Source organism: Roseateles saccharophilus, from assembly GCF_031458095.1.
Taxonomy (GTDB): Bacteria; Pseudomonadota; Gammaproteobacteria; order Burkholderiales; family Burkholderiaceae_C; genus Pelomonas; species Pelomonas saccharophila_A.
In genome coordinates this window covers 200,608-226,754 of record NZ_JAVDXU010000003.1, presented here as the reverse complement: position 1 = coordinate 226,754, position 26,147 = coordinate 200,608, and the positions used below count along the sequence as shown (strand labels likewise).

The following is a 26,147-nucleotide window of genomic DNA, read 5'->3' as shown; positions in this document are numbered from 1 at the left end:
TCGCTTATAGGCAACTGGCCAGGGCGGTGCGCTGAAGCCGAAACGAGGGGCACTTCCCTGGTGCCCGAGGCATCCATCCGGGGCGCCCAGGCCCCATTCCGGGTAAACCAGACTGCGGTCGCAATTGAATCCGGTTCTAGATTCGGATATCGTTGACAGCGTTGTCTATTTGAATTGATCCGCAGATCGAGGTGATCTCAGGCATTCGGCTGAGATCGCTACCAAGACTCGTCCCGATGGCTGGGTAGCTGTGCAGGAATCGCTGCTGGACACCCCGGAAAGAGTCGCTTTTACAGGTGTTGTTGATTGCGCACACAGCATGATCAACTCGCGTAAACCCCAGCAGTCGTGGGGAGGCCAAAACGTACAGTACACCGGCACCTGCAAAGGGCATCTCTTTTTTTGAGGGATGTTGGTAACGCTACCAAGCACTGTCGTCAGCGGGCCATGAAGTCGTCATCAATCGGCTACGAAGAGCCGGCCAAGCAAGTAAGGAGACAAATGAAACACCCACAGAATTCCAAGACCCGGCGAGAGCCCAAGTTCGCACGGCAACTCAAGCCGGTGGCGTGGGCCTCGTCGATCGCGCTATTGACGGGTGCTGCGGCTGTTCAAGCTCAGCAGACCGGCACCGCAGCCGCCCCAGCCGCGCAGTCCCTGGAGACCGTCGTCATTACGGGCATTCGCAAGTCGCTAGACAGCGCTGTCACGCTCAAGCGCGATAACCACGGTTTGGTAGACGGCATCGTTGCTGAAGACATCGGCAAGTTCCCTGACACCAACCTCGCCGAGTCGATGCAGCGTATCGCCGGCGTGTCCATCGACCGCAATATGAGCGGTGAAGGCTCGCAAGTCACCGTTCGCGGCGTCGGCCCGCAGTTCAACATGGTGCTGCTGAACGGCCGGCAGATGCCGACCTCCAATGGTGCCGGCCGCGCCTTCGACTTTGCCAACCTGTCCTCCGACTCAGTTTCCGCGCTGGAGGTGTACAAGACCGCTCGTGCCTCGTCGCCGACGGGCGGTATCGGCGCCACCATCAACGTCAAGACGGCCCGCCCGCTGGATGTACGCGAAACCATCGCCAGCATCGGCATCAAGGCCAACTATGACCAGTCGATCGGCCGCCTGCCGAGCGAGATTGCGGGCTCAAAGGTCACGCCAGAGGTCTCCGGCATCTACAGCACGTCCTTCGCGGACCGCACGATCGGCATCTCGATCAGCGGCAACTACTCGAAGCGCAACTCGGGCTCGAACAACGCGTTCACCGGCAACGGGTGGCAAACCGAGCCCGTCACCAGCGGTACGGCAGGCACCGCCTACGCGGGTGTTCCGGCCAGCAACCTGAGCAACTTCCCGACCAGCGGCAACTACGTCACGCACACGAATGACGTGCGTTACCGCGTGACCGATCTGGAGCGCGAGCGCTGGAACGGTCAGGCCGTCCTGCAGTTTGCCCCGACGAAGGACCTGAAGTTCACGCTGGACCACACGATTGCCATCAACGCGACCAAGCAGAACGCCATTGAGAACTCCTCCTGGTTCGGCCCCTCGTTCTCGGGCGCCTTGAATGGCCAGCCGCCCACGACGTTCTCCGCGACGAGCAAGGTCTACGACCCGATCATCCAGACGGCCACGTGGGACGGCACGCACGACTACGCGATGTACGCTGCCCAGCAGGCAATCAAGACCAAGCTGAACTCCACCGGTTTCAATGCGGCATGGAAGGTCAGTGAAAAGCTGAACATTGATTTCGACGCCCATAAGTCGACGTCCCGGACGAATCCGGACAGCCCTTATGGCGACACCAACGTCATTGACCTGGCACTGTTCAACCAGGGCAACACGACGATGTTCTACGACCAGAAGTTCCCGGTCATGCAGTCGCCCGGCTTGAAGTACGACGCCAACAAGACCACCGTCACGGGTTCTCAGTTCACGAACAACATTTCGTACCAGGACGTCGACCAGGTCCAGGTCAGCGGCACCTACAAGCTGAGCACCGATGACAAGCTGCTGGCGGGTCTTGGTTTCACCAAGCTGAAGAACCGCTCGGCCGGCTCGAACAACTTCCACGGCGACTGGGGTGGCATCGGCCCGCAAGGCTCGTTCAAAGACATGACCGTGGCCCAGTACAACATCGCCAGCTTCTACGGCCGGATTCCCGGCAGCGGCGACGCGCGCCAGTTCCCGACGTTCTTCGTGCCGAACTTCGAACAACTGCGTGCGCAGGCCGTCAAGAACGCGCAGTCGTACCGTCCGACGTCGCTCCCGCCCGGCGCGCCGCTGAGTGCGGCAGAGGCAGACGCCTACTTCAAGCCGTATACCGACTTCACCAACGGCAACGATTGGCGCACCACCGAGAAGTCCACCGCGGCCTATGGCCAGTGGGACCACGCGTTCGACACGTCCATCCCGATGAACCTGTCGGTCGGTCTGCGCTATGAGCAGACGAAGATCACGTCCTCGTCACAAGTCACCTCCTACAACGGCACCACCTGGTATGCGGAAAACGAGGTGAGGCTCGATGGCGCAACCACGACCTTCGGTACCAAGGACGGCAAGTACAGCTATTGGCTGCCCAGCATTGACTGGGATGCCGACCTGACGTCCGACATCAAGGTGCGTGCGAGCTACGGCGTGAACATCGGTCGCCCGGACTTCGGCAGCATGCTGGGCGGTGTTGCTCTGAACGCGAACTCGGGCCGCTACAACATCCACGGCGCCGGTTCGACCGGTGACCCGGCACTGAAGCCGCTCAAGTCCAAGAACTTGGACCTGTCCGCCGAGTACTACTACGCCAAGTCGTCGTATGTGGCAGCGGGCGCCTTCTACAAGAAGGTGACCGACTTCTTCACCACGAAGACGGTTGAGCAAACGTTCGCCGGCCTGAACCAGCCTGCCAGCGGCACGTATTTCGACGCCGCCCGGGCGGCGGGTATTCCTGCTGACAGTCCCAAGCTGCTGCGCAACTACATCTTCCAGCACTACAACGGCCAGCCGGGCGTCACGGTCACCGATGCCAGCGACCCGAACTTCCTGAAGGGCAACATTTCGGGCACGGTCCCCGGCGCCAAGCCGCTGGTCTTCGACATCACGACGCCGTCGAATGCCGGTGGCGACAACATCAAGGGCCTGGAGTTCAACTTCCAGCACATGTTCGCCAGCAGTGGCTTCGGTGTTTCGGGCAACTACACCAAGGTCAGCAGCGGCTTGAAGTACCGCAACGACGCTTCAAGCACCGATGTGCAGTCGCCTCTGGTGGGTGTCAGCGATTCTGCCAACCTGGTGGGATTCTTCGAAAACGAGGTGTGGTCGATTCGTGCCGCCTACAACTGGCGCGATTCGTTCCTCTTGGGTAACGACAACGGCAACAACCCGCGGTACACCGAGGCCTATGGTCAGGTGGACGCGTCCATCGGCTTCAAGATTGGCAAGAACCTGACCCTGCAGGCCGACTTGCTGAACTTGAACGATGGCTACATCCGCACCCATGGCCGCAGCAAGAACGAGATCATCTCCGCCATCCAGACGGGCCGCCGTTACCTGGTCGGTGCTCGCTATCGCTTCTGAGCGATGAGCACCGCCGCCCGGTAAACGCCCTTCGGGGTGACTCGCCGAGCGGCTGATGTTGGCCGGGGCGGGCGCGCAAACGCCCGCCCCGGCCAAATTTCTTTGCAGAACTCCTCGGCTCTTGCGCGGTGCCCCCCACCCGCACGGCCCATACATTTGCGGAATGAACTCCGAGTTGACGACAGCCGTTCGACGCATCGTGGTGCTTGGAGGTGGTTCGGCCGGCTGGCTGACCGCTGCGACGCTGGCCGCTGAACTCGGCGGCGATGCGCCCGACGCATTGCAGATCACGCTGATCGAGTCGCCCGATGTGCCTTCCATCGGCGTCGGCGAGGGCACCTGGCCGACGATGCGTGCAACGCTGCATCGCATCGGCCTCAGTGAAGTCGACCTGATTCGCGAATGCGACGCTGCGTTCAAGCAGGGCTCGTGCTTTGACGGCTGGCTGCACGGCGGTGCGGGTGATCGCTACTACCACCCCTTCACGCTGCCTCACGGCCATGGCGAGGCCGACCTTGCCGGCATTTGGCTGCAGGCGGGCGGCGAACACGCGTTTGCCGAAACGGTCGGGGCGCAGCCGCATGTGTGCGACGCGCGCCTCGCGCCCAAGCAGACGACGACGCCGGACTTTGGCGGTGCCCTCAACTACGGCTATCACTTCGACGCCGTCAAGCTCGGCCATCTGCTGCGCCGGCATGCGACGACCGTGCTTGGCGTTCGCCACGTCGTCGATCATTTCACTGCCGTCCGCCCGCATGAGAACGGCGACATCGCGGCGCTCGCGACCCGCGAGCACGGCGAACTCGAAGGCGATCTCTTCATCGACTGCTCGGGCATGGCCAGCCTGCTGCTCGGCCAGCACTACGGTGTCGGCCTGCGTTCCGAGAAGGGCGTCCTCTTCAACGACAGCGCGCTGGCCATTCAGGTGCCGCACGCCGACCCCCAGGCGCCGCTGGCATCGGCCACCATCTCCACGGCGCATGCCGAAGGCTGGACTTGGGACATCGGCCTGCCCACGCGCCGGGGCATCGGACTGGTCTATTCCAGCAGCCATACCGACGATGTGGCCGCCGAACAGGCGCTGCTGGCCTACCTGCAGCGCAGCGGGCTGGCCGACGCCGATGTTTCGCCGCGGCGTCTGCGCTTCGACCCTGGCTACCGCGAGCATTTCTGGCATCGCAACTGTGTCGCCGTCGGGCTGTCGGCCGGCTTCATCGAGCCGCTGGAGGCGTCGGCGCTGGCGCTGGTCGAGCTGTCGGCCGCGATGATCCGCGACGAGATGCCCGCCAACCGGGCCGACATGGACCTCGTCGCCAGGCGCTTCAACGAGGCCTTCGCGTATCGCTGGTCGCGCATCATCGATTTCCTGAAACTGCACTACGTGCTGAGCCGTCGCGACGACGCCGACTACTGGCGCGAGCACCGCAGCGCCGAGACGCAGCCCGATTCGCTGCGCGATCTGCTGCAGCTCTGGGCCCACCGCGCGCCGTCTCGCAACGACTTCTATCGCAACGAGGAGGTCTTCCCCGCGGCGAGCTATCAGTACGTGCTCTACGGCATGGGGTTCAAGCCTGCGCTGCGCGCCCTGCGTGCAGACCGGCGCGCCGCAGCCGTTGCCGGCCTGAAGGACGTAGCGACAATCACCCGACGATTGCTGGGCGCTTTGCCCCGCCACCGCGAACTCATCCAACACATCCGCGAGCACGGTATTGCCGGCCGCCCAGCACCCTGACCGAACCCATGCTGCAACTGCTCAACAATATCCAGCACAAGGACCTGCGCGTCATCACCGAACGCGGCGCGCAATGGGGCGACGACATCATGTCGGCGCCCGTCACGGTGGACGAATTCCGCAAGCTCCAGGCGCATTACCCCATCGTCTTCCAGCCGGACGACAAGGGCGGCTTCGTGCCGGCGGTGCTGTTCGGCCTGCAGGAGGGTGAGAACCTGTTCCTCACCGAAGGCGGCTGGGCCGCCGACTACCTGCCGCTGTCCGTGCAGCGCCTGCCGTTCTCCATTGGCATCGCCGATGACGAGCTGCGCATGATGGTGGACATGGACAGCAAGCGCATCAGCCATGGCGCCGAGGGGGAGGCCGTGTTCATGCCGCATGGCGGCACGACCGACTTCACCGAGAACGCCAACTCCGTGCTGCGCACGCTGCATGAAGGCATGCAGGCCACGGCCGATTTCACACAGACGCTGATGGCGCACGACTTGCTGGAGTCATTCGTTCTGAACGTCGAGCGGCCGGACGGCTCGCACGGCCAGTTGGTGGGTTACTACATCATCCACGAAGAGCGGCTGGCCGCGTTGGATGCCAGCATCGTGGGCCTGCTGCATCAAGCCGACTACCTGCAGCCCATCTACATGGCCATCGCGTCGTTGTCCAACTTCACGAAGCTCATCAAGCGCCATCTCGCCCGTCAGGAGTGAGGCCCATGCTGGAACGCAGCGATGTGAACGCCGGGGCCCTCGGGGCGATCCCGGCCGACGTGCTGCAGTCCACCCAGCCTGTGGTGCTGCGTGGGCTGGTGCGGCATTGGCCGCTCGTGCAGGCCGCGCAGCGTTCCAACGTCGACTTCTGCGACTACCTGCGGGGCTTTGGCGCGAGTACGCGACTGAGCCTGTGGCGAGGCGAGCCGGAGATTGCCGGGCGCTTCTTCTACAACGCGGACTTCAGCGGCTTCAACTTCCAGCATGAGGTCAACACCTTCGGGGCGCTGCTGGACGAGTTGCTTGCCGGCACGCCCGACGCTCTGTACCTCGGCTCGACCGACGTCGACCGCTGCTTCCCCGGCCTGCGCCAGCCCAACGACCTGAGCGCGCTGGCCGGCTTCAACCCGATGGTGAGCCTGTGGCTGGGCAACCGCATGCAGGTGGCCGCGCATTTCGACCTGCCCGACAACATCGCCTGCGTCGTTGCGGGCCGGCGCCGCTTCACGCTGTTCCCGCCCGAGCAGGTCGCCAATCTCTACATCGGCCCGCTCGACCTGACGCCGGCCGGCCAGCCCATCAGCCTGGTAGACCACGCCAGGCCTGACTTTGAACGCTTCCCACGCTATGCCGAGGCGCTCAAGCATGTGCAGACCTTCGAACTGCTGCCGGGCGATGCCCTCTTCATCCCCAGCCAGTGGTGGCATGGCGTGGAATCGCTGGAGCCCATCAGCGCGCTGGTGAACTTCTGGTGGCGGCAGTCGCCCGCCTTCATGGACACGCCGCTCAACACGCTGATGATGGCGCTGCTGTCGCTGCGCGACCTGCCGCCGGCCCAGCGCGATGCCTGGCGCGCGCTGTTCGACCACTACATCTTCGACGCCGACGAGCAGACCGCGGCCCACATCCCGCCAGCCGCGCGCGGCATCCTCGCGCCCATGAATGACAACAGCGCCCGGCTGTTGCGTTCGATGCTGCAGAACCGACTCAAACGATGAGCCCGCCCATGAATCAAGCGCCCCAACCCATTCGCCGCGTCGTCATTGCCGGTGGTGGCACCGCGGGCTGGATGGTGGCCGCCGGCCTGTCCAAATGCCTGGGCAAGCAGGTCGACATCCGTCTCGTCGAGTCCGAGGAGATCGGCACGGTTGGCGTCGGCGAAGCGACGATCCCGACGCTGCACATCCTGCACGAGATCCTCGATCTGGATGAGCGTGAGTTCATCCAGGCCACGCAGGCTACCTTCAAGCTGGGCATCAGCTTCGAAAACTGGCGCAATGTCGGTGAGGACTACTTCCACTCCTTTGGCAAGACGGGCAAGGGCCACTGGACGGCCGGCTTCCACCACTTCTGGCTGGAAGGCCGCAAGCGCGGCCTGGCCAGCAGCTACGACGACTACTGCCTGGAGCTGCGCGCCGGACGGGACAACCGGTTCGCGACACTGCCCGACAACGGCATCAGCTACGCCTACCACTTCGACGCGACGCTGTACGGCCAGTACCTGCGCCGCTTCGCCGAGAACCTCGGCGTGCAGCGCATTGAGGGCAAGATCGCCAAGGTCCATACCGATGCCGCCAGCGGCGACGTCACCGGCCTGCAGCTGACCGACGGGCCGCTGATCGAGGGCGACCTCTTCATCGACTGCACCGGCATGCGCTCGCTGCTGCTGGGCGAGACGCTGGGCGTGCCCTACGAGAGCTGGTCACACTGGCTGCCCTGCGACAGCGCACTGGCCGTCCAGACCGAGTCCGTCGGCGAGCCCGTGCCCTACACGCGCTCCATTGCCCACCCCTGGGGCTGGCAGTGGCGCATCCCGCTGCAGCACCGCGTCGGCAACGGCGTCGTGTTCAGCAGCAAGCACATCAGCGATGACGAGGCCAAGGCCGCGCTGCTGGCCAACGTGCAGGGGCAGGTGCTGCGCCAGCCGCGCGTCATCAAGTTCACGCCGGGCCAGCGCGAGGTCGTCTGGAAGAAGAACGTGGTCGCCATCGGCCTGTCCAGCGGCTTCCTGGAGCCGCTGGAATCCACCAGCATCCACCTCATCCAGAAGGGCCTGACACGCCTCGTCGAGCTGTTCCCGAGCAACGGCGTCCAGCAGAGCGACATCGACGAATACAACCGTCAGGCGCGCGAGCAGATCGAGGTCGTCCGCGACTTCATCATCCTGCACTACCACGTCACCAACCGCAGCGACTCGGCCTTCTGGCGCCAGTGCCGCGAGATGGACGTGCCACCGCTGCTCAAGCACCGCATCCAGCACTTCCGCGACACCGGACGCATCATGCTGGACCAGGGCGAGCTGTTCGCCGAGAACTCCTGGGTGCAGGTCATGATGGGGCAGGGCATCCAGCCCGCCAGCCACCACCCCATCACGCGCAACATGGACAACCGCAACCTCGCCGACTTCCTCGGCGAGATCCGCAAGGATGTCGCGCGCACGCTGATGAAGCTGCCCAAGCACCAGCAGTTCATTGACAGCTTCTGCCCCGCGCCCAAGCTCGACCTGGCCACGAACACCCCCCCCGTCGGACCCGAGTTGCGCATCAACCCCAACGCCCGTCTGGAGACGGTGCAGTTGTCCAACGGCGCGACCGTCTATGTCGTCGACGACTTCGCGCAAGACCCCGACGCCCTCGTCGCGCTCGCCCAAGCCCAGGCCGGCCAGTTCCAGCAGACCGCCGGTCATCCCTATCCCGGCCCGCTGCTGGGCTTGACCGACGGTGTTGCCGGCCCGCTGGGCGCCTTCTTCGACCAGCACCTGCGCCCGCGGCTGGGTGCAGGCCCGGGGCTGGGCATGTCCGGCCGCTTTTCCCGGGTCACGCAGGATGCCGCGACGCTGGACCCGCGCCAGCGTATCTGCCACCGCGACGACTCCGCCATCGAGCCGGGCGAGATGATCTCGGCGTCCGTGCACTACCTGTTCAAGGACGAGCGCCTGGGAGGCACCGTGTTCTTCCGCTCGCTGATGTCCGACGCCCAGACGCGCCAGTTCATGGGCGACTCCACCACGCTGGATGGCAGCGCCTTCGGCGACAAGTACGGCATCGCGCCCGGCTACATGACCCAGAGCAACCGCTACTTCGAGGTCATCGGCCGGGTACCCGCCAAATGGAACCGCGCCATCTTCTACAGCGGCAGCATCTTCCATAGCGGCGACATCGACTGGCCCGCTGCCCAGGCCGGCTATCAGACCGGCATGGGCCGCTTGACCATCAACGCCTTCTTCAAGAGCCGCCAGCCTGCCTAGCCGCCAGCTCGGCGTCCAGCGCCAGCGCGCGTTGCGCGGCGGGTCGGGAGCGCAGCCGCACGGCATAGGCCTCGACGGCCGGCGTGGCCGGCATCATCTGGAAGGCCAGCATGTCGGCCAGCGCATGGCCCCACAGGAAGTCGGCCACCGTCAGGCGCTCGCCCAGCCACCAGGGCCGGCCATTGGCCAGCTGCTGCTGCACCAATTGCACGACGCTGTCGAAGCTTCCATAAGGCGACCAGGATGGCGCGCCCTCCTCGCGCTTGAGGGCCCGGTCCGTCATCGCCGGCTCGAAGCAGGAGCCGTAGAACACCATCCAGCGCAGGAAGGCGCCGCGCAGCGGGTCGCCCACCGGCGGCACCAGGCCGCGCTCGGGATAGAGCTCGGCCAGGTATTGGTAGATGGCGGCCTGCTCGGTGACCAGCACGTCGTCGTGCAGCAGGGCCGGCACCTTGCCCATCGGATTGACAGCGAGATAGGCAGGCTCGCGTTGCTGCTGCCTGGGCAGGTCCAGCACATGCAGTTCATGCTCGGCCTGCAGTTCCTCGATGAGGATGCGCACGCCGGCAGAGCGGCTGTTGGGGGCGTGGAAGAGGGTGACGAAGCGGCTCATGGCGATTCGGGTGGGATGAAGGTGGTGCCGTTGTAGGCTGCGACCCCCGCCGCCGTCTTGGAAAAACACGCATGACCGACACCGCTCCCTTGCGCGCCGTGACCAGCCGGGCCAAGGGTGTCGTCGACCCGGCCACGGCGCAGCGAAAATTCCGCCTTGCCCGCTACGAGCCCGCGCCCGACCTGGCGCCGTTTCTGGACTACCACTGGATCGTCGAATGGGACCTGCGCGGCCAGCCTGACTTCGTGCAGCGGACCTTGCCCTATCCGGTCGTCAACATCGTCTTCGACGCCGAGCTGACCGCCATCTTCGGTGTCGTCAGCGGCTCCTACGAGCATCGCCTGACCGGCGCCAACCGGGGCCTGGGCCTGCGCTTTCGCCCCGGCGGCTTTCGCGGCCTGCTCAAGCGGCCGCTGCACACCATCACCGACATCCACCTGCCGCTGTCGGCCGTGCTGCCGCTTGACGATGCCGCGGCTGAGCAGGCGGTGCTGAGCCAGCCCGATGACGCCGGCATGATCGCCGCCGCGGAAAACCTGCTGCGCCCGCTGCTGGGCGAGCCCGACCCCAAGGTGGACCGGCTCAACGCGCTGCTGGTCCAGGCCCAGAACGACCCCACGCTGACGCGCGTGGACGAGCTGGCCGAGCGCGCCGGCGTCGGCATGCGCGCCTTGCAGGCCTGGTTCAGTGACTATGTCGGCGTCAGCCCCAAATGGGTCATCCGCCGCTATCGCTTGCACGAGGCGGCCGACCAGCTCGCCAGCGGGGCCGAGCTGGACCTGGCGGACCTGGCCCAGCGCCTGGGCTACTACGACCAGGCCCACCTGACCCGCGACTTCAGCCGCCTGGTGGGCAAGCCGCCCCAGGCCTATCGCAGCCCGCCTCGATAATCACGCGATGACCACTTCCATCACCATCGCCACGCGCGAAAGCCGCCTGGCGCTGTGGCAGGCCGAGCATGTGCAGGCCCGCCTCGCCGGCGAACTCGGCATCACCGCCGCCCTGCTCGGCATGACGACGCGCGGCGACCAGATCCTCGACCGCACCCTGTCCAAGATCGGCGGCAAGGGCCTGTTCGTGAAGGAGCTGGAAACGGCTCTCGCCGAAGGCCGTGCCCAGCTTGCGGTGCATTCGCTGAAGGACGTGCCGATGGAGCTGCCCGAGGGCTTCGTGCTGGCCGCCGTGCTGGAGCGCGAAGACCCACGCGACGCCTTCGTCTCCAACGACTACGCCACGCTGGCCGAGCTGCCCCAGGGCGCCGTCGTCGGCAGCTCCAGCCTGCGCCGCGTGACGCAGCTGCTCAGCCTGCGGCCCGACCTGCGCGTGGAGCCCCTGCGCGGCAACCTCGACACGCGACTGCGCAAGCTCGACGAAGGCGGCTATCACGCCATCGTGCTGGCCGCGGCCGGCCTCAAGCGCCTGGGCCTGGCCCACCGCGTGCGCGGCTATTTCGAGGTCGACCAGATGCTGCCTTGCGCAGGGCAGGGCGCCCTGGGCCTGGAGATCCGCGCCGATGACGCCGCACTGCACGCGGCCCTGGCCCAACTGGTCCATCAGCCGACGCTGCTGGCCTGCGAGGCCGAGCGTGCCGTGTCGCGCGCCCTGGGTGGCAGCTGCAGCCTGCCGCTGGCGGCCCATGCGCGCTGGCAAGGCGGCCGCCTGCACCTGGACGCGGCCCTGGGGCATGCCGAAGCCCACACCTCGCCGCTGCTGCGTGCCGGTGTCGCCGCCGAGGTGGCTGAGGTCGATGCGGCCCGTGCCCTGGGCCAGCAGGCCGCGGCCCGCCTGCGCGAGCTGGGTGCAGGTTCCTACCTCCCTGGATGACGACGCTGATCGTCACCCGCCCCCGGCCGCAATGCGCGGCCTGGCTGGCGCGCCTGGCCGAGCTGGGCGTGCGGGCCGTGGCCCTGCCTCTCATCGAGATCCTGCCGGCCCGTGATGCCGCGCCGGTCGCGGCGGCCTGGGCAGGGCTGGCGGACGTCGACCTGGCCGTCTTCGTCAGCCCCAACGCCGTCGAACAGTTCTTCCAGCACGCCGACCGCCCCTGGCCGGCGCACACGCTGGCGGCCTGCGTCGGGCCGGGCAGCGCCCAGGCATTGATCGAGCACGGCGTGTCGGCGGGCCAGGTCGTCCAGCCCGCGGCCGACGCTGCCAGCCTGGACTCCGAACACCTCTGGCAACAACTGTCACCCCGGCGCGATTGGGCCGCTGCCCGCGTGCTGCTGCTGCGCGGCGATGGCGGCCGTGAGTGGCTGGCCGAACAGCTGACGGCCGCCGGCGCCCAGGTCGAGGCCGTGACGACCTATCACCGCGCCGGTCCCCGCTTCGACGCCGCCGAGCTGGCCTTGCTGGACGCCGTTCGCGCAGAGCCCACAGGCTTTGTGTGGCTGTTCAGCAGCGCCGAGGCCGTCGGCCATCTGCAGGGCCTGCACCTGGCCGGCCAGCGCGCCATCGCCACCCATGAACGCATTGCCGAGGCCGCGCGTGCCGCCGGTTTCGATCCTGTGGTTTTGGCGCGACCCGCCCCTGAAGCGGTGACTCAGGCCCTGAAAGGCCTCTGACAGAATCTGGCGCACTGTGACCGAGCCGATTCCTGCTGTCGCCGCGGCCGAGCCCGCCGCCCCGCCGCCCCCTGTTGCCCTTGCGGCTCCTGCTGCCCCTGCCGCTTTGCCGGTGTGGCTGCCCTGGCTGCTGGCCCTGCTGGGTGCTGCCGTGCTGCTGTGCGTCGTGCTGGCCTGGCAGAGCCTGTCACGCCAGCAGTCGCTGGAGCAGGAGCTGGTGCGCCGCCAGGAGGCCAGCCAGGCCCAGGCGACCGAGGCGCGGCTGGCCGCCAAGCAGTCCGCCGAGCTCGTGCGCGACACGGCCGCCAAGGTCTCGCTGCTGGACGCCCGCCTGGCCGAAGTGGCCCTGCAGCGCGGCCAGCTCGAGGAGCTGATCCAGTCCATGTCCCGCTCTCGCGACGAGAACGTCGTTGGCGACATCGAGGCCGCCATCCGCGTGGCCCTGCAGCAGACCCAGATCACCGGCAGCGCCGAGCCCCTGGTGGCTACGCTCAAGCAGGCCGACGAGCGCCTGCTGCGCTACAAGCAGCCGCGCATGGAAGGCGTGCGCCGCGCGGTCGCGCGCGACTTGGACCGCGTCAAGGCGGTCGCTGTCGTCGATGTGTCCACGCTGACCATCAAGCTTGACGAAGTCGTGCGCATGGCGGACGAGCTGCCCCTGGTGTCGGGCAACGAGGCCGCGCCCAAGCCGCGCGACGAGCGCAATGGCGATGCGGCCAAGGAGCGCGAGCGGGCGCTGAAGCTGCAGCGTGAGCAGGCCGCGGCAGCGGCTGACGGCAAGCTCTCGCTGTGGTGGTGGCAGGCCAGCCAGCAGCTCTCCAGCTGGACCGGCCTGGTCTGGGGCGAGGCTCGCACCCTGCTGCGCGTGACCCGCATCGACCACCCGGAGGCAGCCCTGATCTCGCCCGACCAGAGCTTCTTCCTGCGTGAGAATCTCAAGCTGCGCCTGCTCAATGCCCGCCTGGCGTTGCTGAGCCGCCAGTTCGATACCGCCCAGTCCGATCTGCGTGACAGCCAGGAGATGCTGAACCGCTACTTCGACACCCGCTCACGCAAGGTGGCCGGCGTGGCGGAGCTGCTGCGCCAGGTGTCGGGCCAGGCGCGCCAGGTCAGCGTGCCGCGGCCGGATGACACGCTGGCCGCCTTGACTGCCGCTGCAGCGGGCCGCTGATCATGCGCTTGGTCATCTGGCTGGTCCTGCTTTTCGTCGTCGCCGTTGTCGCGGCCCTGACCCTGGGCAGCAATGACGGCCTGGCCAGCTTCTACTGGGCCGGCTGGCGGGTCGACATCTCCCTCAATCTCTTCCTGCTGCTGCTGGTGGCGAGCTGTTTCGCCCTGGTCACGGCCATCCAGGCCATCGAGGCGCTGACGACCTTGCCCAAGCGCGCCCGCGAGTGGCGCCTGGCCCAGCGCGAGCGCAGCGCCCAGCTGGCCCTGCGCGAAGCCCTCATCGAGCTCTTCGGGGCCCGTTTCAGCCGTGCCCAGAAAGCGGCGCAGAAGGCGCTCAACATCCAGTCCGCCACGCCCGAGCTGGCGGCCGACCAGTCCTTCATGGCCCTGGCCCATCTGCTGGCCGCGGCCAGCGCCCATCGCCTGCAGGACCGCCGCCATCGCGACGAGCAGCTGGCCCGCGCCCTCGAGCTGGCGCAGCGCACCGGCGGCGCACGCGCGCAGGAAGACGGCGCCCGCCTGCTGGCCGCTGAATGGGCCCTGGACGATCGCGACGCCACACGCGCGCTCAGCGTGCTTGGCGAGCTGGCCCCCGGCGTTGCCCGCCGAACCCAGGCCCTGCGGCTGCGCCTGCAGGCCTCGCGCCTGGCCCGCCAGCCGCTGGACGCCCTGCGCACCGCCCGCCTGCTCGCCAAGCACCAGGCCTTCTCCAAGGTGGCGGCGCAGAGCCTGCTGCGCTCGCTGGCCTTCGAGGCCCTGGATGGCGCCCGCGATGTCGATCAACTGCGCTCGATATGGCAGCAGCTGGACCCTGCCGATCGGCGCGACCCCCTCGTCGCGGCGCGTGCCGCCCAATGCGCCGGACAGCTCGGCGCGCCGGACGACGGTCGTGGCTGGCTGCGTCCCTTCTTCGACGACCTGGGGGAGCTGCAGTCCGATGATCGTGCCGCCCTCGCCAATGCGCTGGTGCCGGTGCTGGCCGGCTGCGGCCCGGACTGGCTGCAGCGCCTCGAATCCGCGCAGTCGCGCTTCCCGCGCGAGCGCGCCCTGGCCTATGCGCTGGGCCATGCGCTGGCCGAGCGCCAGCTCTGGGGCAAGGCGCGGTTGATGCTCGAAACTGCGGCCGATGACGTGGCGATGGCCGGCCCGGCGCGCCGGCGCAGCTGGCTGGCCCTGGCGGCCTTGGCTGAACAGGAGGGTGACGAAGCCCGCCGTGCGCGCTGCTTCGAAGCGGCGGCGCGTCTGCCCTGAGAGCCCGCCAAAACAATTGCTAAAAAATCCTCGAAGTCTTGTCGAGGTCCAAAAAATCTGGTTATACTGTGAGGCTTCAGCGGCTGTAGCTCAGTTGGATAGAGTACTTGGCTACGAACCAAGGGGTCGTGGGTTCGAATCCTGCCAGCCGCGCCAATAATAAGAAGAGAATCAACGGGTTAGATGCGAAAGCGTCTAGCCCGTTTTCCTTTTCCGGGGCCGATTCGTCAGCGGCTGTGCGTCACGGCGCCATGCGGCCCGGGCATCGGCAGCCTGCTTCTGACTTGGCCAAGCCATCTATGGCCTGACACGGCCATCCGTTGCGCTCGACAGTCCATTTAGCGGTCCCTCCGGGTAGACCCGCTGTCGAGGCCTCTTACAAAGCGCGAGTCACTTCAAATCGCCATCTCTGGCAAGTGCTTGATTTCACGTATTAATCACCTCGCGGCGCAAATTTTGCTTCGGAGGAGGCATCGGAAGCTCGCTTCCGACGTTACGCAGGGCGTCTCGCGCTGCGCGGGTACGCATGCACTCAAGCCAAACTCCTCTCGGGAAAGGTCGATCATGTCGTCTCGAACAACAAGATTACTTGCCAGCAGTTGGGTCGCGGCCGCACTGTTTGCCACCAGCCCGGCGCAAGCTGACCTGGTGACCAACGGCGGCTTCGAAACGGGAGACTTCACGGGTTGGTCTTTCGTGACCGATCCGCTGTATGACGGTGTCGATACGCTGGTGCCGCATGACGGCACCTACGCCGCCTACTTCGGTGGCGCCAGCAGTTCCATCACCCAGACGCTGACCACCGTCGCCGGCTCGAACTACAAGGTCTCGTTCTGGCTCATGCTGGAGCCCGACGTCACGGGCGCCTCCGCCCCCAACGCCTTCAGCTTCGATTTCGGGGCGGCCACCGGCATGAGCCTGAGCAATGCCTCGGCCTTCGGCTACACCCTGTACGAGGTCACCTTCATCGCGGCGGGCGCGTCGACCGATCTGAGCTTCAACTTCAGCCAGGGGCCGGCCTTCTGGGACCTGGATTCGGTCAGCGTCACCCTTCCGGAACCGGGCAGCCTGGCTTTGTTGGCCGCGGCCGGCCTGGGCGGGCTTGCGGCCTCGCGGCGCCGCAGGCCGGCCAGCACCAGCGCCTGAAGAGTCACAGGACCGCTGCCGGGCCCTGCGCCCGGCTTTGCTTTTGGTGCTGCAGCCCAATCCACGGGCGCGCAGCAGGCTGCAGCAGATCGCTGCTCGGTGATTAGGAAGCCCGTGGGGCATCCCACGGCCAACAGGAGCGAGAAATGTCTACTAGCGTTGTTCGCAAGTCGGCCATCAGCGCCGCCATCGCCATGCTGGGTTCATCCATCGGCGTCGCGTCGATGGCCCAGGAAGCCTTTCAGCCCATCGGCAACGACGTGGCCCTCGACAAGGCCTTCGTGCAGCGAGGCAATGACACCCAGCTCACCACGGTGATGGTGATGCTGTCCGGTGACTCGGTCGTCAAGATGGAGCACCGGCTCGGCCGGCGCCTCGAGCGCGGTGAGCGCGAATCCGTCGCCCACGCCCGCCAGGGCGACCAGGACGCCGTGAGGCCGCATATCGAGCGCCTCGGCGGCAGGGTGCTGGCCCGGCTGCAAAACGCCATCAACGGCATCAAGATCCAGATCCCCAAGAACCGCATCGCCGCGCTGCGCCGCCTGCCCGGCGTCGTCGACGTCAAGGCCGTCGGCACATACAGCCGCCTGAACACCAACGAAGTGCAGCTTTCGGGCGGCCCTGCAGCCTGGCAGTCGACGCTGGGTGCCTTCCAGGGCCAGGGCGTCAAAATCGCCATCATCGACACCGGCATCGACTACACCCATGCCAACTTCGGCGGCCCTGGCACGGTGGCCGCCTACAACACGGCGCGCGCCAGCGGCGCGTTGGCGCCCGACCCCAGCCTGGTCGGCCCCGGCGCGCCCAAGGTCAAGGGCGGCATCGACCTGGTCGGCGATGCCTACACCGGCAGCAACACGCCGGTGCCCGATCCCAATCCGCTGGACTGCCGCTTCAATGAAGGCGACACCGTCGGCCACGGTAGCCACGTTGCCGGCACGGCGACCGGCCTGGGCGTGCTGACCAATGGCCAGACCTACGCCGGTGCCTATGGCGCGTCCACCTATGCGTCCAACAGCTTCCTGATCGGCCCGGGCATGGCGCCCAAGGCCGACCTTTATTTCGCCCGCGTCTTCGGCTGCAACGGCAACACCAATGTGGTGGCCGAGGCCATCGACTGGGCGGTGAGCCAGGGCGTGGACGTGATCAGCATGTCGCTGGGGTCCAACTTCGGCAATGTCGGCAATGGCGACAGCGGCAGCCTGGCCGAGGCCCAGGCGGTGGCCGACGCGACGGCGGCCGGCATCATCGTCGTCGCGGCCTCCGGCAACGCCGGCCCGACGCCTTACATCACCAGCGCGCCAGGCGTCTTCAATGGCGCGATCTCGGTGGCGGCCACCGATGCGCTGGCCGGCGTCCAGACGGCGCAGCTGGCGCTGGCCGGCGGCAACAACATCTCGGTGATCAACGCGAACGGCGCCAGCTATGCCAACGGCAGCAACTATCCGGTGCATGTGCTGCGCAATGCCAATGGCACCGTCTCGCTCGGCTGCAATCCGAACGAGTACGACCCGGCGATCACCGGTGTCAGCCTGGCCGGCAAGATGGTCGTGACGGCGCGCGGCACCTGCGCGCGCACCTTTCGCGCCGGTGCTGCCCAGCATTTCGGTGCCGCGGCCGCCGCCATGATCAACAACGCGGCCGGATTCCCGCCCTACGAGGGCCCGATTCCCGGCGGCGCGGCCGACCCGAACTCGGGCAATATCTACGAGCCCGTGTCCATTCCCTTCTTCGGCGTGGCACTGGCCGACGCGGCCAAGATCTCCGGGCCGACCGGCGGGCCGGCTCCGGCCACCGCGGTGGCCACGAGCACCGGCATCAATCCGAATGCGGGCTTCGAGAAGATTGCCAGCTTCTCGTCCCAAGGCGCACGCATCGGTGACAGCGAGCTGCGCCCCAGCGTCACCGCGGCCGGCGTTTCGGTGGTATCGGTGGCGTCGGGCTCGGGCAACAGCTCCCAGGTCCTGTCCGGCACTTCGATGGCCACGCCCGTGGTGGCCGGCGTAGCGGCCCTGGCCAAGCAGGCCCACCCGGGCTGGTCGCAGCCCGATCTGCGCGCGGCCATCGTGCAGACGGCAGCACCCAACCTCATGCAGGACATGCTGCAGCGCAATGAGGGCGGCGGTCTGGTCCAGGCCATGCCGGCCACGGCGACGCAGGCCGTCGTGCGCATGCCCAACGAGAGCGTCGGCTTCGGTTTCGCCGACCTGCTGACCGACTTCAGCGTCACCAAGAACATGACCGTGCACAACGCGGCGACCAAGGCCGTGCAGTTCAACATCACGGCGGTGAAGAACTCCGGCCCGGCGGGCGCGGCCATCACCGTGCCGGCCTCGGTGATCGTCAATGCCAACAGCGATGCCATCGTCCCGGTGCGCCTGGATGTGCCGGCCAGCACCATGGGCGGCGGCACGAGCTTCCAGGACGTGGGCGGCTATGTCCAGCTGACCCCGGCGAACTCGCGCATGAACGCCAACGTCAAGCTGGCGGTGCCCTTCTACATGGTGGGCCACAGCCGCTCCAACCTGGCCGTTGGCGTGGCCGGCAACACGCTGAACTTCAGCAATGCAGGCGGCGCCATTGCTGCCGCGCCGACCTTCTACACCTGGGGGCTGTCGCAGCCGGCGGCGCAGGGCATCCAGCAGGCCGATGTGCGGGCGGTGGGCGCGCGGCTGTCGGGCACCAACGTCATCTTCGGCATCAACACCCACAACCGCACGTCGACGACGCTGGCCTTCCAGGAATTCGACATCTGCATCGACACCAGCGGCGGCCCCGGCTTCACGCCGAACAAGGTGCTGATCGGCATCAATGGCAGTGCGCTCAGCTCCAGCCTGCAGGCTTCGCAGTTCGCCAGCGCGATCTTCCCCACCGATGCCAACTGCAACATCAATGGCAATGGCTCGCTGCTGTTCACGGTCACCCAGCCGACCGACAACTCGACCCTGCAGATCCCGGTTCCGCGCGCTGGCACGGCCGGCCTGGGCATGACGGTAGCCCAGCCGCGCTTCAAGTACGTCGTCCGCTACTTCGGCACCGATGGCTTTGGTGCCCAGATGCCTGGCATCGGCAGCTTCAATGCCTTCGCGCCGGCCATCAGCTTCGGTGCCGCGCCGATCGTCGCGGTCAACGGGGCGGGCGCGGCGACCTTCAGCGTCAATGCCGCGGAATTGGCCAACACGCCGGCGCTGGGCATCATGGTCGCCATGCCTGACAACGTGTCCGGCGCCAGCCAGGCGGCCTTGCTGAACTTCTGAGCGGCGCGCCAGGCACCGTCGTCCCTGCCAACGCCTCGGAGTTCGCCCTGGGGCGTTGTGCGGCGGGTCAGCGCTTGAAACGCGGCGCGGCGGCGGGCTGCCAATCGCCGGCGTCGGTTTGAACGAAGCTGCCCCGCGCCTGCGCATGCGGATGCAGCGGCGCCTCGGCCAACGTCAGCACCGGGGCGAAGCAGACATTCGTGCCTTCCAGCCGGGCCGTCCACTCGTCGCGCGTCTGCTCACGGATGCGCGCGGCCACGCGATCGCGCAGCGCCGGCCATCGGTCACGGTCCTGCTGGGCTGCCGGGTCGACGTCGGTCAGGCCCAGCCGCTGCAGCAGCTCGGCATAGAACTGCGGCTCCAGCGCGCCCAGGGACACAAAGCGGCCATCGGCGCACTCGAAGCAGTCGTAAAAGGGCGAGCTGTGCAGGAAGAAATTCTGCGCCGGCGCGTCGCTCCAGCCGCCCGCGGCACGCAGGGAATGCATCAGCGTGGACAGCAGGCCCACGCCATCCACCATGGCGGCGTCCACGACCTGGCCGCGGCCGCTGCGCTGGGCTTCCCACAGCGCGGCCATCAGGCCGAAGGCGAGGAACATCGCGCCGCCGCCCATGTCGCCAATCAGAGTGGCCGGGATGCTGGGCGCAACGCCGGCGCGCGTGGCCGTCGACAGCACGCCGGTCAGCGCCACATAGTTGATGTCGTGGCCGGCGGCCTGGGCCAGCGGGCCGTTCTGGCCCCAGCCCGTCACGCGGCCGTAGACGAGGCGCGGGTGGCTCGTCATGAAGACTTCGGGCCCGAGGCCGAGACGTTCCATGACGCCCGGCCGGAAACCTTCGATCAAGGCGTCCGCGCCCTCGATCAACGCGCGCGCCTCGGCCAGGCCCTCGGCCGTCTTCAGGTCCAGGCAGGTGCGCCGCTTGCCCCGGTCCAGGGCGGTGCCGGTGTCCAGCACCTGGCCGCCGGGGCGCTCGATGACGAGGACGTCGGCGCCATGGTCGGCCAGCAGCATGCCGGCCAGCGGGCAGGGGCCGATGCCGGCCATCTCGATGACTTTGAGCCCGGTGAGCGGGCCGGGAGAGGAGGGCGCTTGCATCGGACAATATTGTCATGAACAAGGCTTTCACCAAGGAATCCGATTCGTCCGACGATGACGACGGCGACGGCCCCTCGCTGCCCAGCCTGCCGGCCGGCACGCGCAACTACATGACGCCCGGCGGCTATGCGCGGCTGCGCGCGGAGTTCATGCAGCTCATCGACGTCGAGCGGCCCAAGATGGTGGAGACGGTGTCCTGGGCCGCCAAGAACGGCGACCGCTCGGAGAACGGCGATTACCTCTATGGCAAGAAGCGGCTGCGCGAGATCGACCGGCGCCTGCGCTTCCTGACCAAGCGCCTGGACATCGCCGAGGTCGTCGACCCCAGCGCCCACCACGGCAGCGAGCAGATCTTCTTCGGCGCGACGGTGACCTACGCCACCGCCAAGGGTGAGGAGAAGACCATCACCATCAAGGGCATCGACGAGTCCGACAGCCTGGCCGGCGAGGTCAGCTGGATCTCGCCCATCGCGCGCACGCTGCTGAAGGCACGCGTCGGCGACGAGCTCAATCTGGTCACGCCGGTGGGCGTCGAGAAGATCGAGGTCGTCGAGGTCAGCTACCCCGCGCCGGCGGCTTGAGCATTGCCTCGGCGCGGGCGCGCTCGTCGGGGCTGAGCCGCGCGGCGAGGCTGGGCAGGGCGGCAGCGGCCTGCTCGTGGCCCAGGTTTTTGCTGAGGCTGCACCAGGCGTAGGCAGTGGCCAGGTCCTGGTCGCCACCCTGGCCCTGGGCCAGCATGACGGCGAGGTTGAACATGGCCTCGGGCTGGCGGCGCTGGGCCGCGGCCTGGAAGAGCTGGCGCGCCGTCGCGAGGTTCTGCGGCACGCCTTCGCCGCGGTAGAAGAAGGTCGCCAGCGCGTTCTGCGCATCGGCATGGCCTTTCAGCGCGGCGTCCTTGTAGAGCACCAGGGCGCGCTCGGGCGCGGCGGTCACGCCTTCGCCGAGGTCCAGCATGCGGGCCGCGGCATAGGTGGCGTCGGCATGGCCGGCCTTGGCGGCCGCGCCGTAGTAGGCGCCGGCGCGCTGCAGGTCCAGCGGCACGCCTTCGGGCTGGCGCGGCAGTTGGTGGTGGTAGAGCTGGCCGAGCAGGTAGAGGGCCTGCACATGGCCGGCCTCGGCGGCGACTTGCAGATGGGCCAGGGCGCGCCTGGCATCCGGCGCCGTGCCGAGGCCGTTGAGCTCGGCCTGGGCGAGCAGAGTGCCGGCCGGCTCGAAGCCGAAGTCCAGCGCCTTGCCCCACCAGCGGTAGGCGGCCGCCGCATCGCGCTTGGTGCCCTGACCGGTCAGGTGGATGCGCGCCAGCAGCAGGGCCGCGTCGACCCGCGTCGTGATGTCGTTGGGCCTCCTCGGGTCGAAGCGCATGCGGTCGGCGACCGGGTCGTAGCGCGCATCGACGACCTTGAGCAGCCACTCCATGGCCCGGGGCGTGCTGGCCGGCGTGCCCAGGCCCAGCAGATGAATGCGGCCGAGCATCAGCGCCGACTCTTCGTAGCCGAGCTTGTTCCAGCCCTCCTCGAAGCGGGCGCGGGCCTGCACGTAGTCGCCGGCCTCGTAGGCATCGAAGGCCTGGGTCAGCGACTTGTCTTTGCGCGCGATCCAGTTGCGGCCGGCGGCGATGCGGCGGTCGGTGCCTGAGCAGGCGACGGCCGCTGGCGACGGGTCGGGTCCAGCTCCTGCCACCAGCTCTTCCGTCAGCGCGCTGCCGACCGCATCGGTCCTGGCATTGCCGCCCGGGCTGAGGTCGCTGAAGCGCTCGGCCTCGTTGGACGGGCTGTCCTGCAGGCCGAAGTCGCGCATATAGGCCAGCGTGACCTCGTCCTCCGCGGCCGAGTAGCCCTTCATGAAAGCGCAGGACGAGGCGTAGTTGCGCGACAGCACCTTGTTCTTGGCGGCGGTGACGATGGACGGATCGACACCGCCGTTGCGCTGGCCGCTGAGCTTCACGGCCGGCAACTGGTTGTCCTGCTGGGCAACAGCCGCCGCGCCGAGCAGCAGGCCGGCGGCCAGGAGTGCCGCTTGTCTCATCGGGGGCTGCGAATGGTCATGCCGACGGTGAAGCGGCGGCCGTTGTAACCGTCGCCATAGATGCTGGGAATGTCGTCCGCATAGTTCTGGTAGCCGCCCGTCGTGCTCTGGGTGCGCTCGCCTGTCAGGTTGCGCACGTCGGCGAACAGCTCCAGGCCGTTCTTGAAGCGGTAGGAGACCTTGGCGTCGATGAAGGCGGTGCGATTGCCGAAGATGGGCGCGCCGGGGTTGTAGCTCGTCAGGCCGGTGCGGTAGGCAGTGCCGATGGACGGGTAGTTGAAGACGCCGACGTTGTTGCCGGTGTTGGGCGAGAAGGTGTAGTAGCGCGCGGCAACCACCTGCATGGCGACGCGGGCCTGGAAGCCGCCGTCGTCATACCAGAGCGAGGCGTTCCACGAGTACTTGGGCTCGTTGGCGATGGGCAGCACGTCGCCGCTGATCAGGTCCAGCGTCGGGGCGCCCTGGGTCGAGCGCACGCGGCTGTAGTTGGCGTCGATGCCGGTATAGCGCAGGAAGGACGGCAGGAAGGTGAAGGCCGTCTTCAGGCCGAACTCGATGCCGCGGCGGGTCGATGCCGGCGCGTTCTCCCACTGCGTGTAGGCGAACTCGATGTCCTTCAGCGACTCGCCCGTGAAGGGGTCGCTGGCATTGCTGGTGGTGAAGACCTTGCTGTTGCTGCGCACCACGCCCAGGGTCGGCGCCCCGATCAGGCCGCGCTGGCGGAAGATGCCGACCGACAGGCTGGTGTCGCGGTTGGCATACCACTCCAGCGACAGGTTCTGGTTGACGTTGGTCTGCGGCTTCAGGGCAGGGTTGCCCAGCGTGCCCGTACAGCGCTGGTCGCCGGGACTGCCGTCCGGATCGTCAGGATCCTCCTCGATGATCTGGCTGTTGGAGCAGACCACCGTCGTGCCGCCGGAGGGCAGCAGCTTGGACACCGGCGGGCGGGCGATGGTCTTGCCGATGTAGTAGCGCAGCGCCAGCTTGTCGACGATGGGCCAGGCCGCCAGGTTCAGCGATGGCATCACGTCGGTGGACTTGGCCGCGATGGAGGTGTTCTGGGCCAGCGTGTAGGAGACGGTGGCGCCGGCATTGGTCGGGTCGGTGTACCAGATGGGCGTCTTGCGTACCGAGCGGAAGGTCATATAGCCCGTGCCGGACACATCGGTCTTGACGACGCGCACGCCGATGTTGCCGGCCAGCTCCATGCCGAAGGGCAGGGACCAGTCGGTGAAGGGCACGCGGTCGATCTCGAAGTCCGTCATCACATAGCCGGCCTGCGACTTCTCGGTGAACTGGGTGACCGGCATGTCGTAGACCTTGCCGTCGCTGGCCGTGCAGCTACGGAAGCAGTCCAGCCGCACCGGAATGCCGGCCATCTGGAAGAGCTTGTCGATGTCGATCTGGTTCCAGCCGTCGATCAGCGTCGCCGGGCGGTCTTTGGAGCCGCCGTAGAACTGGCCGGCCGGTGCGAGCGTCATGGTCTGGCGGATCAGGTCCTCGTACTGCGCGCGGGTCAGCGTCGTGGTGCCGGCGGCCACGCTGCCGGTGCCGGTGTTGAGCTGGTTGTTGGGGATGTAGCCATAGGCGCAGGGCTGGCCGCCGGCGGCCTGCGAGCCAGCCGTGTTCTCGCAGCCAACGACGTTCCAGCGCGTGTTGACCTGGGGCATGTAGACACCCGGCACGAAGCCGGCCTGGCCATAGGTGCCGACGGGATCCTTGACCGTGCCGCCTGCGCCGCTCCAGGTGCTGCCGCCCGTGTTGCGGTAGTTCAGACCTCCCTTCAGCGAGGTCAGGAAGGGCAGCTTGTCGATGAGGTTGTAGGCGATGTCGACCTTGCCGGTCTTCTCGCTGCTCTCGGTGTCGAAGGAGCGGATGACCTGCAGCAGCGTGTTGTTGGTGTACTGGGCGCGCTGGGCGGCCGTGTAGGCCGGCACCGAGGTCGGGTTGGTGGCCGAGGCCGGGAAGGCCGCCGCGGCGACGGCCGGGTTCAGCTGGGCATAGGCCGGGAAGTTGAGCTGGTCGTTGTTGCTGCCGTTGGGCAAGGTGAAGGACCAGATGCCGTTGGGCTGCAGCGCGAAGTTGCCGACGCCGTAGTTGTAGCTGAAGGACGCGCGCCGGTCATAGCGCATCGCGGTGGATTTGGTCGTGCCGCCCATGGCCTGAACCGTCAGCCGATCGTCCCGGTACTCGCCGCCGAGCATCAGCGTCTTGTTGTCGGTGTCGATGGTGCTGAAGATGGTGTCGGTGCCGAAGGAGCCGTTGTTGGTGGAGTAGCTCGTCAGGTGATGGCTCGAGTCGACCGTGTAGCCGGGCAGCACATTGGTCGTCGTGCCCTTGATCAGGGGCACATTGCTGGCACGCCAGGAGTAGCTCTGGGGCAGCAGCGAGGCGAAGGCGCTCTGGCCGGCGGCCAGCGAGCGGGTGTTGGTCGTCGTGTTGTCGCTAAAGGTACCGGCGCCGTTGAACAGCGTCGAGCTGCCCACGCCCAGGAAGCCGACGATGTCGTCGACATGGCGCTTGGTCAGGCTGAGCTTGGTGTAGGCCGTCAGCTTGTCGTTGACCTTGAAATCCAGGCGGATGTCGCCGCCCTCGCGGCGGTCGTCCTGGCTCTTGAAGTTGTAGCGAAAGCCCGCCGTCTGCGAGGGCGAGTAATCGTTCCACTGGTTCAGGCAGGTGATCTGCTCGTTCTGGCGCTGGGTGTAGGCGTTGGTGCGGTTGCCCGAGGTGTTGGCCATGGCGTTGATCTGCGCCGTGGTCAGGTCGGGGAAGGCCGTGAAGCAGTCGGCCTTGGTCTTGGCCGCGGCCGACTTGGTCAGCAGCTCCATCGGCGAGGACGAGTTGAAGAAACCGCCGCCCGTCAGCGTTGACGCCAGGATGGGCGTGTTGATGGTGTCGCCGGCCAGCGTCGCCGGGTTGAAGGTGAAGGTCTTCTCGGGCGAGCCGTCGAAGTCCGCCAGGCGCACCAGGCCCTGCTGGTTGTTGCTGCCGCCCTGGGTCACGCCATGCTGCTCGCTCTTGTAGCGCGACTTGCTCAGGTTGACGAGCACGCCCAGGCGCTTGTCCAGGAACTTGTCGGCCAGCACCAGGTTGAAGTTGGGCGTGGTCTTCTTGGCCAGGTCGCTGCGCGAGGCCTCGGCCTTGAAGGAGTAGTAGGGCTTGTCGAAGTCCAGGCCGGTGCGCGTCGTGATGATGACGCCGCCGCCCAGCGAGCCTTCCACCATGGCGGCGGTGGAGCCCTTGACGATGTCGACGCTCTTGATGAGGTCGGAGGACAGCTCGCGGAACTCGGTGCCGCGGCCGTCGCCGCCGCCCAGCAGGTCGGTGCCGGCGCCGGAGCGCACCGCCATGCCGTCCATCTCGACCCGGGTCAGCTCCGGGCCGTTGCCGCGGATGGAGACGTTGACGCCCTCGCCGAAGTCGCCGCGATCCAGGGCCACGCCGGCAATGCGCGAGATGGCCTCGCCGATGTTGCGGTCGGGGAAGGCACCGACGTCCTCGGCCACGATGGAGTCTTGAGCCGTTGCGCCGCGCTTCTTGCGGTTGATGCTGGACTGCTGGGACTGGCGGGTGCCGATGACCAGCACGCTCTCCAGTTCCTGCACGGGCGCGTCCGGCTTGCGTGCGGTGGGCTTGCCGTCATCCGGCTTGGTGGCTTGCTGCGCCAGGGCCGCTTGCTGGGCCCACAGGGCCAGGGTCATGGTAACGGCGGTGGCAACCGCAGGCTTGCTGAACTTGTTCACGTGTCTCTCCGCGCTCCGGTCGGGCCGGGCTT

The 26,147-nt window shown here is 67.4% G+C and carries 17 protein-coding genes and 1 tRNA gene; 14 read left to right on the top strand and 4 right to left on the bottom strand.

Annotation, left to right across the window (positions count from 1 at the left end; all coding sequences use genetic code 11):
• The first annotated feature begins 501 nt into the window (after positions 1-501).
• The 5 genes from J2X20_RS20020 to J2X20_RS20000 are packed head-to-tail and all read left to right on the top strand — an operon-like array spanning position 502 to position 9,253.
• Positions 502-3,570 (top strand): TonB-dependent receptor, encoded by a 3,069-nt coding sequence (locus tag J2X20_RS20020; protein WP_310268427.1) that lies wholly within the window; start codon positions 502-504, stop codon positions 3,568-3,570.
• A 58-nt stretch (positions 3,571-3,628) separates the two neighbouring features.
• The gene (locus tag J2X20_RS20015; protein WP_310268425.1) at positions 3,629-5,302 is read left to right on the top strand and encodes a tryptophan halogenase family protein; all 1,674 of its coding nucleotides are present in this window, start codon (positions 3,629-3,631) and stop codon (positions 5,300-5,302) included.
• A gap of 8 nt (positions 5,303-5,310) precedes the next feature.
• Positions 5,311-6,006 carry a SapC family protein gene (locus J2X20_RS20010; protein ID WP_310268424.1) on the top strand — a complete coding sequence of 232 codons (696 nt, stop codon included), beginning with the start codon at positions 5,311-5,313 and terminating at the stop codon, positions 6,004-6,006.
• A 5-nt stretch (positions 6,007-6,011) separates the two neighbouring features.
• Positions 6,012-7,004 carry a cupin-like domain-containing protein gene (locus tag J2X20_RS20005; protein ID WP_310268421.1) on the top strand — a complete coding sequence of 331 codons (993 nt, stop codon included), beginning with the start codon at positions 6,012-6,014 and terminating at the stop codon, positions 7,002-7,004.
• 8 nt (positions 7,005-7,012) lie between these two features.
• Complete coding sequence (locus J2X20_RS20000) at positions 7,013-9,253, top strand: DUF6445 family protein (RefSeq protein ID WP_310268419.1); 2,241 nt, start codon at positions 7,013-7,015, stop codon at positions 9,251-9,253.
• On the opposite strand, the gene J2X20_RS19995 is transcribed toward J2X20_RS20000, so the two are convergent.
• Positions 9,231-9,872 carry a glutathione S-transferase family protein gene (locus J2X20_RS19995; protein ID WP_310269974.1) on the bottom strand — a complete coding sequence of 214 codons (642 nt, stop codon included), beginning with the start codon at positions 9,870-9,872 and terminating at the stop codon, positions 9,231-9,233. The genes J2X20_RS20000 and J2X20_RS19995 overlap by 23 nt on opposite strands.
• A 65-nt stretch (positions 9,873-9,937) precedes the next feature.
• On the opposite strand from J2X20_RS19995, the gene J2X20_RS19990 reads away from it, so the two are divergent.
• The 8 genes from J2X20_RS19990 to J2X20_RS19955 all read left to right on the top strand — a co-directional run bounded on the left by J2X20_RS19990 (position 9,938) and on the right by J2X20_RS19955 (position 19,251).
• Entirely contained in the window at positions 9,938-10,756 is an 819-nt protein-coding gene (locus J2X20_RS19990; protein ID WP_310268417.1) for a helix-turn-helix domain-containing protein, read from the top strand.
• A gap of 7 nt (positions 10,757-10,763) precedes the next feature.
• On the top strand, positions 10,764-11,690 hold the full coding sequence (gene hemC, locus J2X20_RS19985; protein WP_025563709.1) for a hydroxymethylbilane synthase: 927 nt from the start codon (positions 10,764-10,766) through the stop codon (positions 11,688-11,690).
• Positions 11,687-12,427, top strand: a complete 741-nt coding sequence (locus tag J2X20_RS19980) for a uroporphyrinogen-III synthase (protein ID WP_310268413.1) — start codon at positions 11,687-11,689, stop codon at positions 12,425-12,427. Before hemC ends, J2X20_RS19980 begins: the two co-directional genes overlap by 4 nt.
• 112 nt (positions 12,428-12,539) lie before the next feature.
• Complete coding sequence (locus J2X20_RS19975; RefSeq protein ID WP_310268409.1) at positions 12,540-13,598, top strand: uroporphyrinogen-III C-methyltransferase; 1,059 nt, start codon at positions 12,540-12,542, stop codon at positions 13,596-13,598.
• A gap of 2 nt (positions 13,599-13,600) precedes the next feature.
• The gene (locus J2X20_RS19970) at positions 13,601-14,848 is read left to right on the top strand and encodes a heme biosynthesis HemY N-terminal domain-containing protein (protein ID WP_310268406.1); all 1,248 of its coding nucleotides are present in this window, start codon (positions 13,601-13,603) and stop codon (positions 14,846-14,848) included.
• 79 nt (positions 14,849-14,927) lie between these two features.
• Positions 14,928-15,004 (top strand) — tRNA-Arg (locus J2X20_RS19965).
• Between the two features lie 492 nt (positions 15,005-15,496).
• Entirely contained in the window at positions 15,497-15,994 is a 498-nt protein-coding gene (locus J2X20_RS19960) for a PEP-CTERM sorting domain-containing protein (protein WP_310268403.1), read from the top strand.
• Between the two features lie 146 nt (positions 15,995-16,140).
• The gene (locus J2X20_RS19955) at positions 16,141-19,251 is read left to right on the top strand and encodes a S8 family serine peptidase (protein ID WP_310268401.1); all 3,111 of its coding nucleotides are present in this window, start codon (positions 16,141-16,143) and stop codon (positions 19,249-19,251) included.
• Between the two features lie 67 nt (positions 19,252-19,318).
• On the opposite strand, the gene J2X20_RS19950 is transcribed toward J2X20_RS19955, so the two are convergent.
• Positions 19,319-20,347: a CaiB/BaiF CoA transferase family protein gene (locus tag J2X20_RS19950; protein WP_310268399.1), complete on the bottom strand. Its 1,029-nt coding sequence runs from the start codon at positions 20,345-20,347 to the stop codon at positions 19,319-19,321.
• 14 nt (positions 20,348-20,361) lie between these two features.
• Here J2X20_RS19950 and greB point away from each other — a divergent pair, with 14 nt between their 5' ends.
• Complete coding sequence (gene greB / locus J2X20_RS19945; RefSeq protein ID WP_310268397.1) at positions 20,362-20,928, top strand: transcription elongation factor GreB; 567 nt, start codon at positions 20,362-20,364, stop codon at positions 20,926-20,928.
• Here greB and J2X20_RS19940 read toward each other — a convergent pair.
• Positions 20,903-22,372 (bottom strand): tetratricopeptide repeat protein, encoded by a 1,470-nt coding sequence (locus J2X20_RS19940; RefSeq protein ID WP_310268392.1) that lies wholly within the window; start codon positions 22,370-22,372, stop codon positions 20,903-20,905. The genes greB and J2X20_RS19940 overlap by 26 nt on opposite strands.
• Complete coding sequence (locus J2X20_RS19935; protein ID WP_310268389.1) at positions 22,369-26,115, bottom strand: TonB-dependent receptor; 3,747 nt, start codon at positions 26,113-26,115, stop codon at positions 22,369-22,371. The genes J2X20_RS19940 and J2X20_RS19935 overlap by 4 nt, the downstream gene beginning before the upstream one ends.
• Between the last annotated feature and the right edge of the window lie 32 nt (positions 26,116-26,147).

Bases quoted from the DNA above. Each gene is read 5' to 3' on its own strand.
- J2X20_RS20020 (WP_310268427.1), top strand. From the start codon at position 502: ATGAAACACCCACAGAATTCCAAGACCCGGCGAGAGCCCAAGTTCGCA.
- J2X20_RS20010 (WP_310268424.1), top strand. From the start codon at position 5,311: ATGCTGCAACTGCTCAACAATATCCAGCACAAGGACCTGCGCGTCATC.
- J2X20_RS20005 (WP_310268421.1), top strand. From the start codon at position 6,012: ATGCTGGAACGCAGCGATGTGAACGCCGGGGCCCTCGGGGCGATCCCG.
- J2X20_RS20000 (WP_310268419.1), top strand. From the start codon at position 7,013: ATGAATCAAGCGCCCCAACCCATTCGCCGCGTCGTCATTGCCGGTGGT.
- J2X20_RS19990 (WP_310268417.1), top strand. From the start codon at position 9,938: ATGACCGACACCGCTCCCTTGCGCGCCGTGACCAGCCGGGCCAAGGGT.
- hemC (WP_025563709.1), top strand. From the start codon at position 10,764: ATGACCACTTCCATCACCATCGCCACGCGCGAAAGCCGCCTGGCGCTG.
- J2X20_RS19980 (WP_310268413.1), top strand. From the start codon at position 11,687: ATGACGACGCTGATCGTCACCCGCCCCCGGCCGCAATGCGCGGCCTGG.
- J2X20_RS19970 (WP_310268406.1), top strand. From the start codon at position 13,601: ATGCGCTTGGTCATCTGGCTGGTCCTGCTTTTCGTCGTCGCCGTTGTC.
- J2X20_RS19955 (WP_310268401.1), top strand. From the start codon at position 16,141: ATGTCTACTAGCGTTGTTCGCAAGTCGGCCATCAGCGCCGCCATCGCC.
- J2X20_RS19950 (WP_310268399.1), bottom strand. From the start codon at position 20,347: ATGCAAGCGCCCTCCTCTCCCGGCCCGCTCACCGGGCTCAAAGTCATC.
- greB (WP_310268397.1), top strand. From the start codon at position 20,362: ATGAACAAGGCTTTCACCAAGGAATCCGATTCGTCCGACGATGACGAC.
- J2X20_RS19940 (WP_310268392.1), bottom strand. From the start codon at position 22,372: ATGAGACAAGCGGCACTCCTGGCCGCCGGCCTGCTGCTCGGCGCGGCG.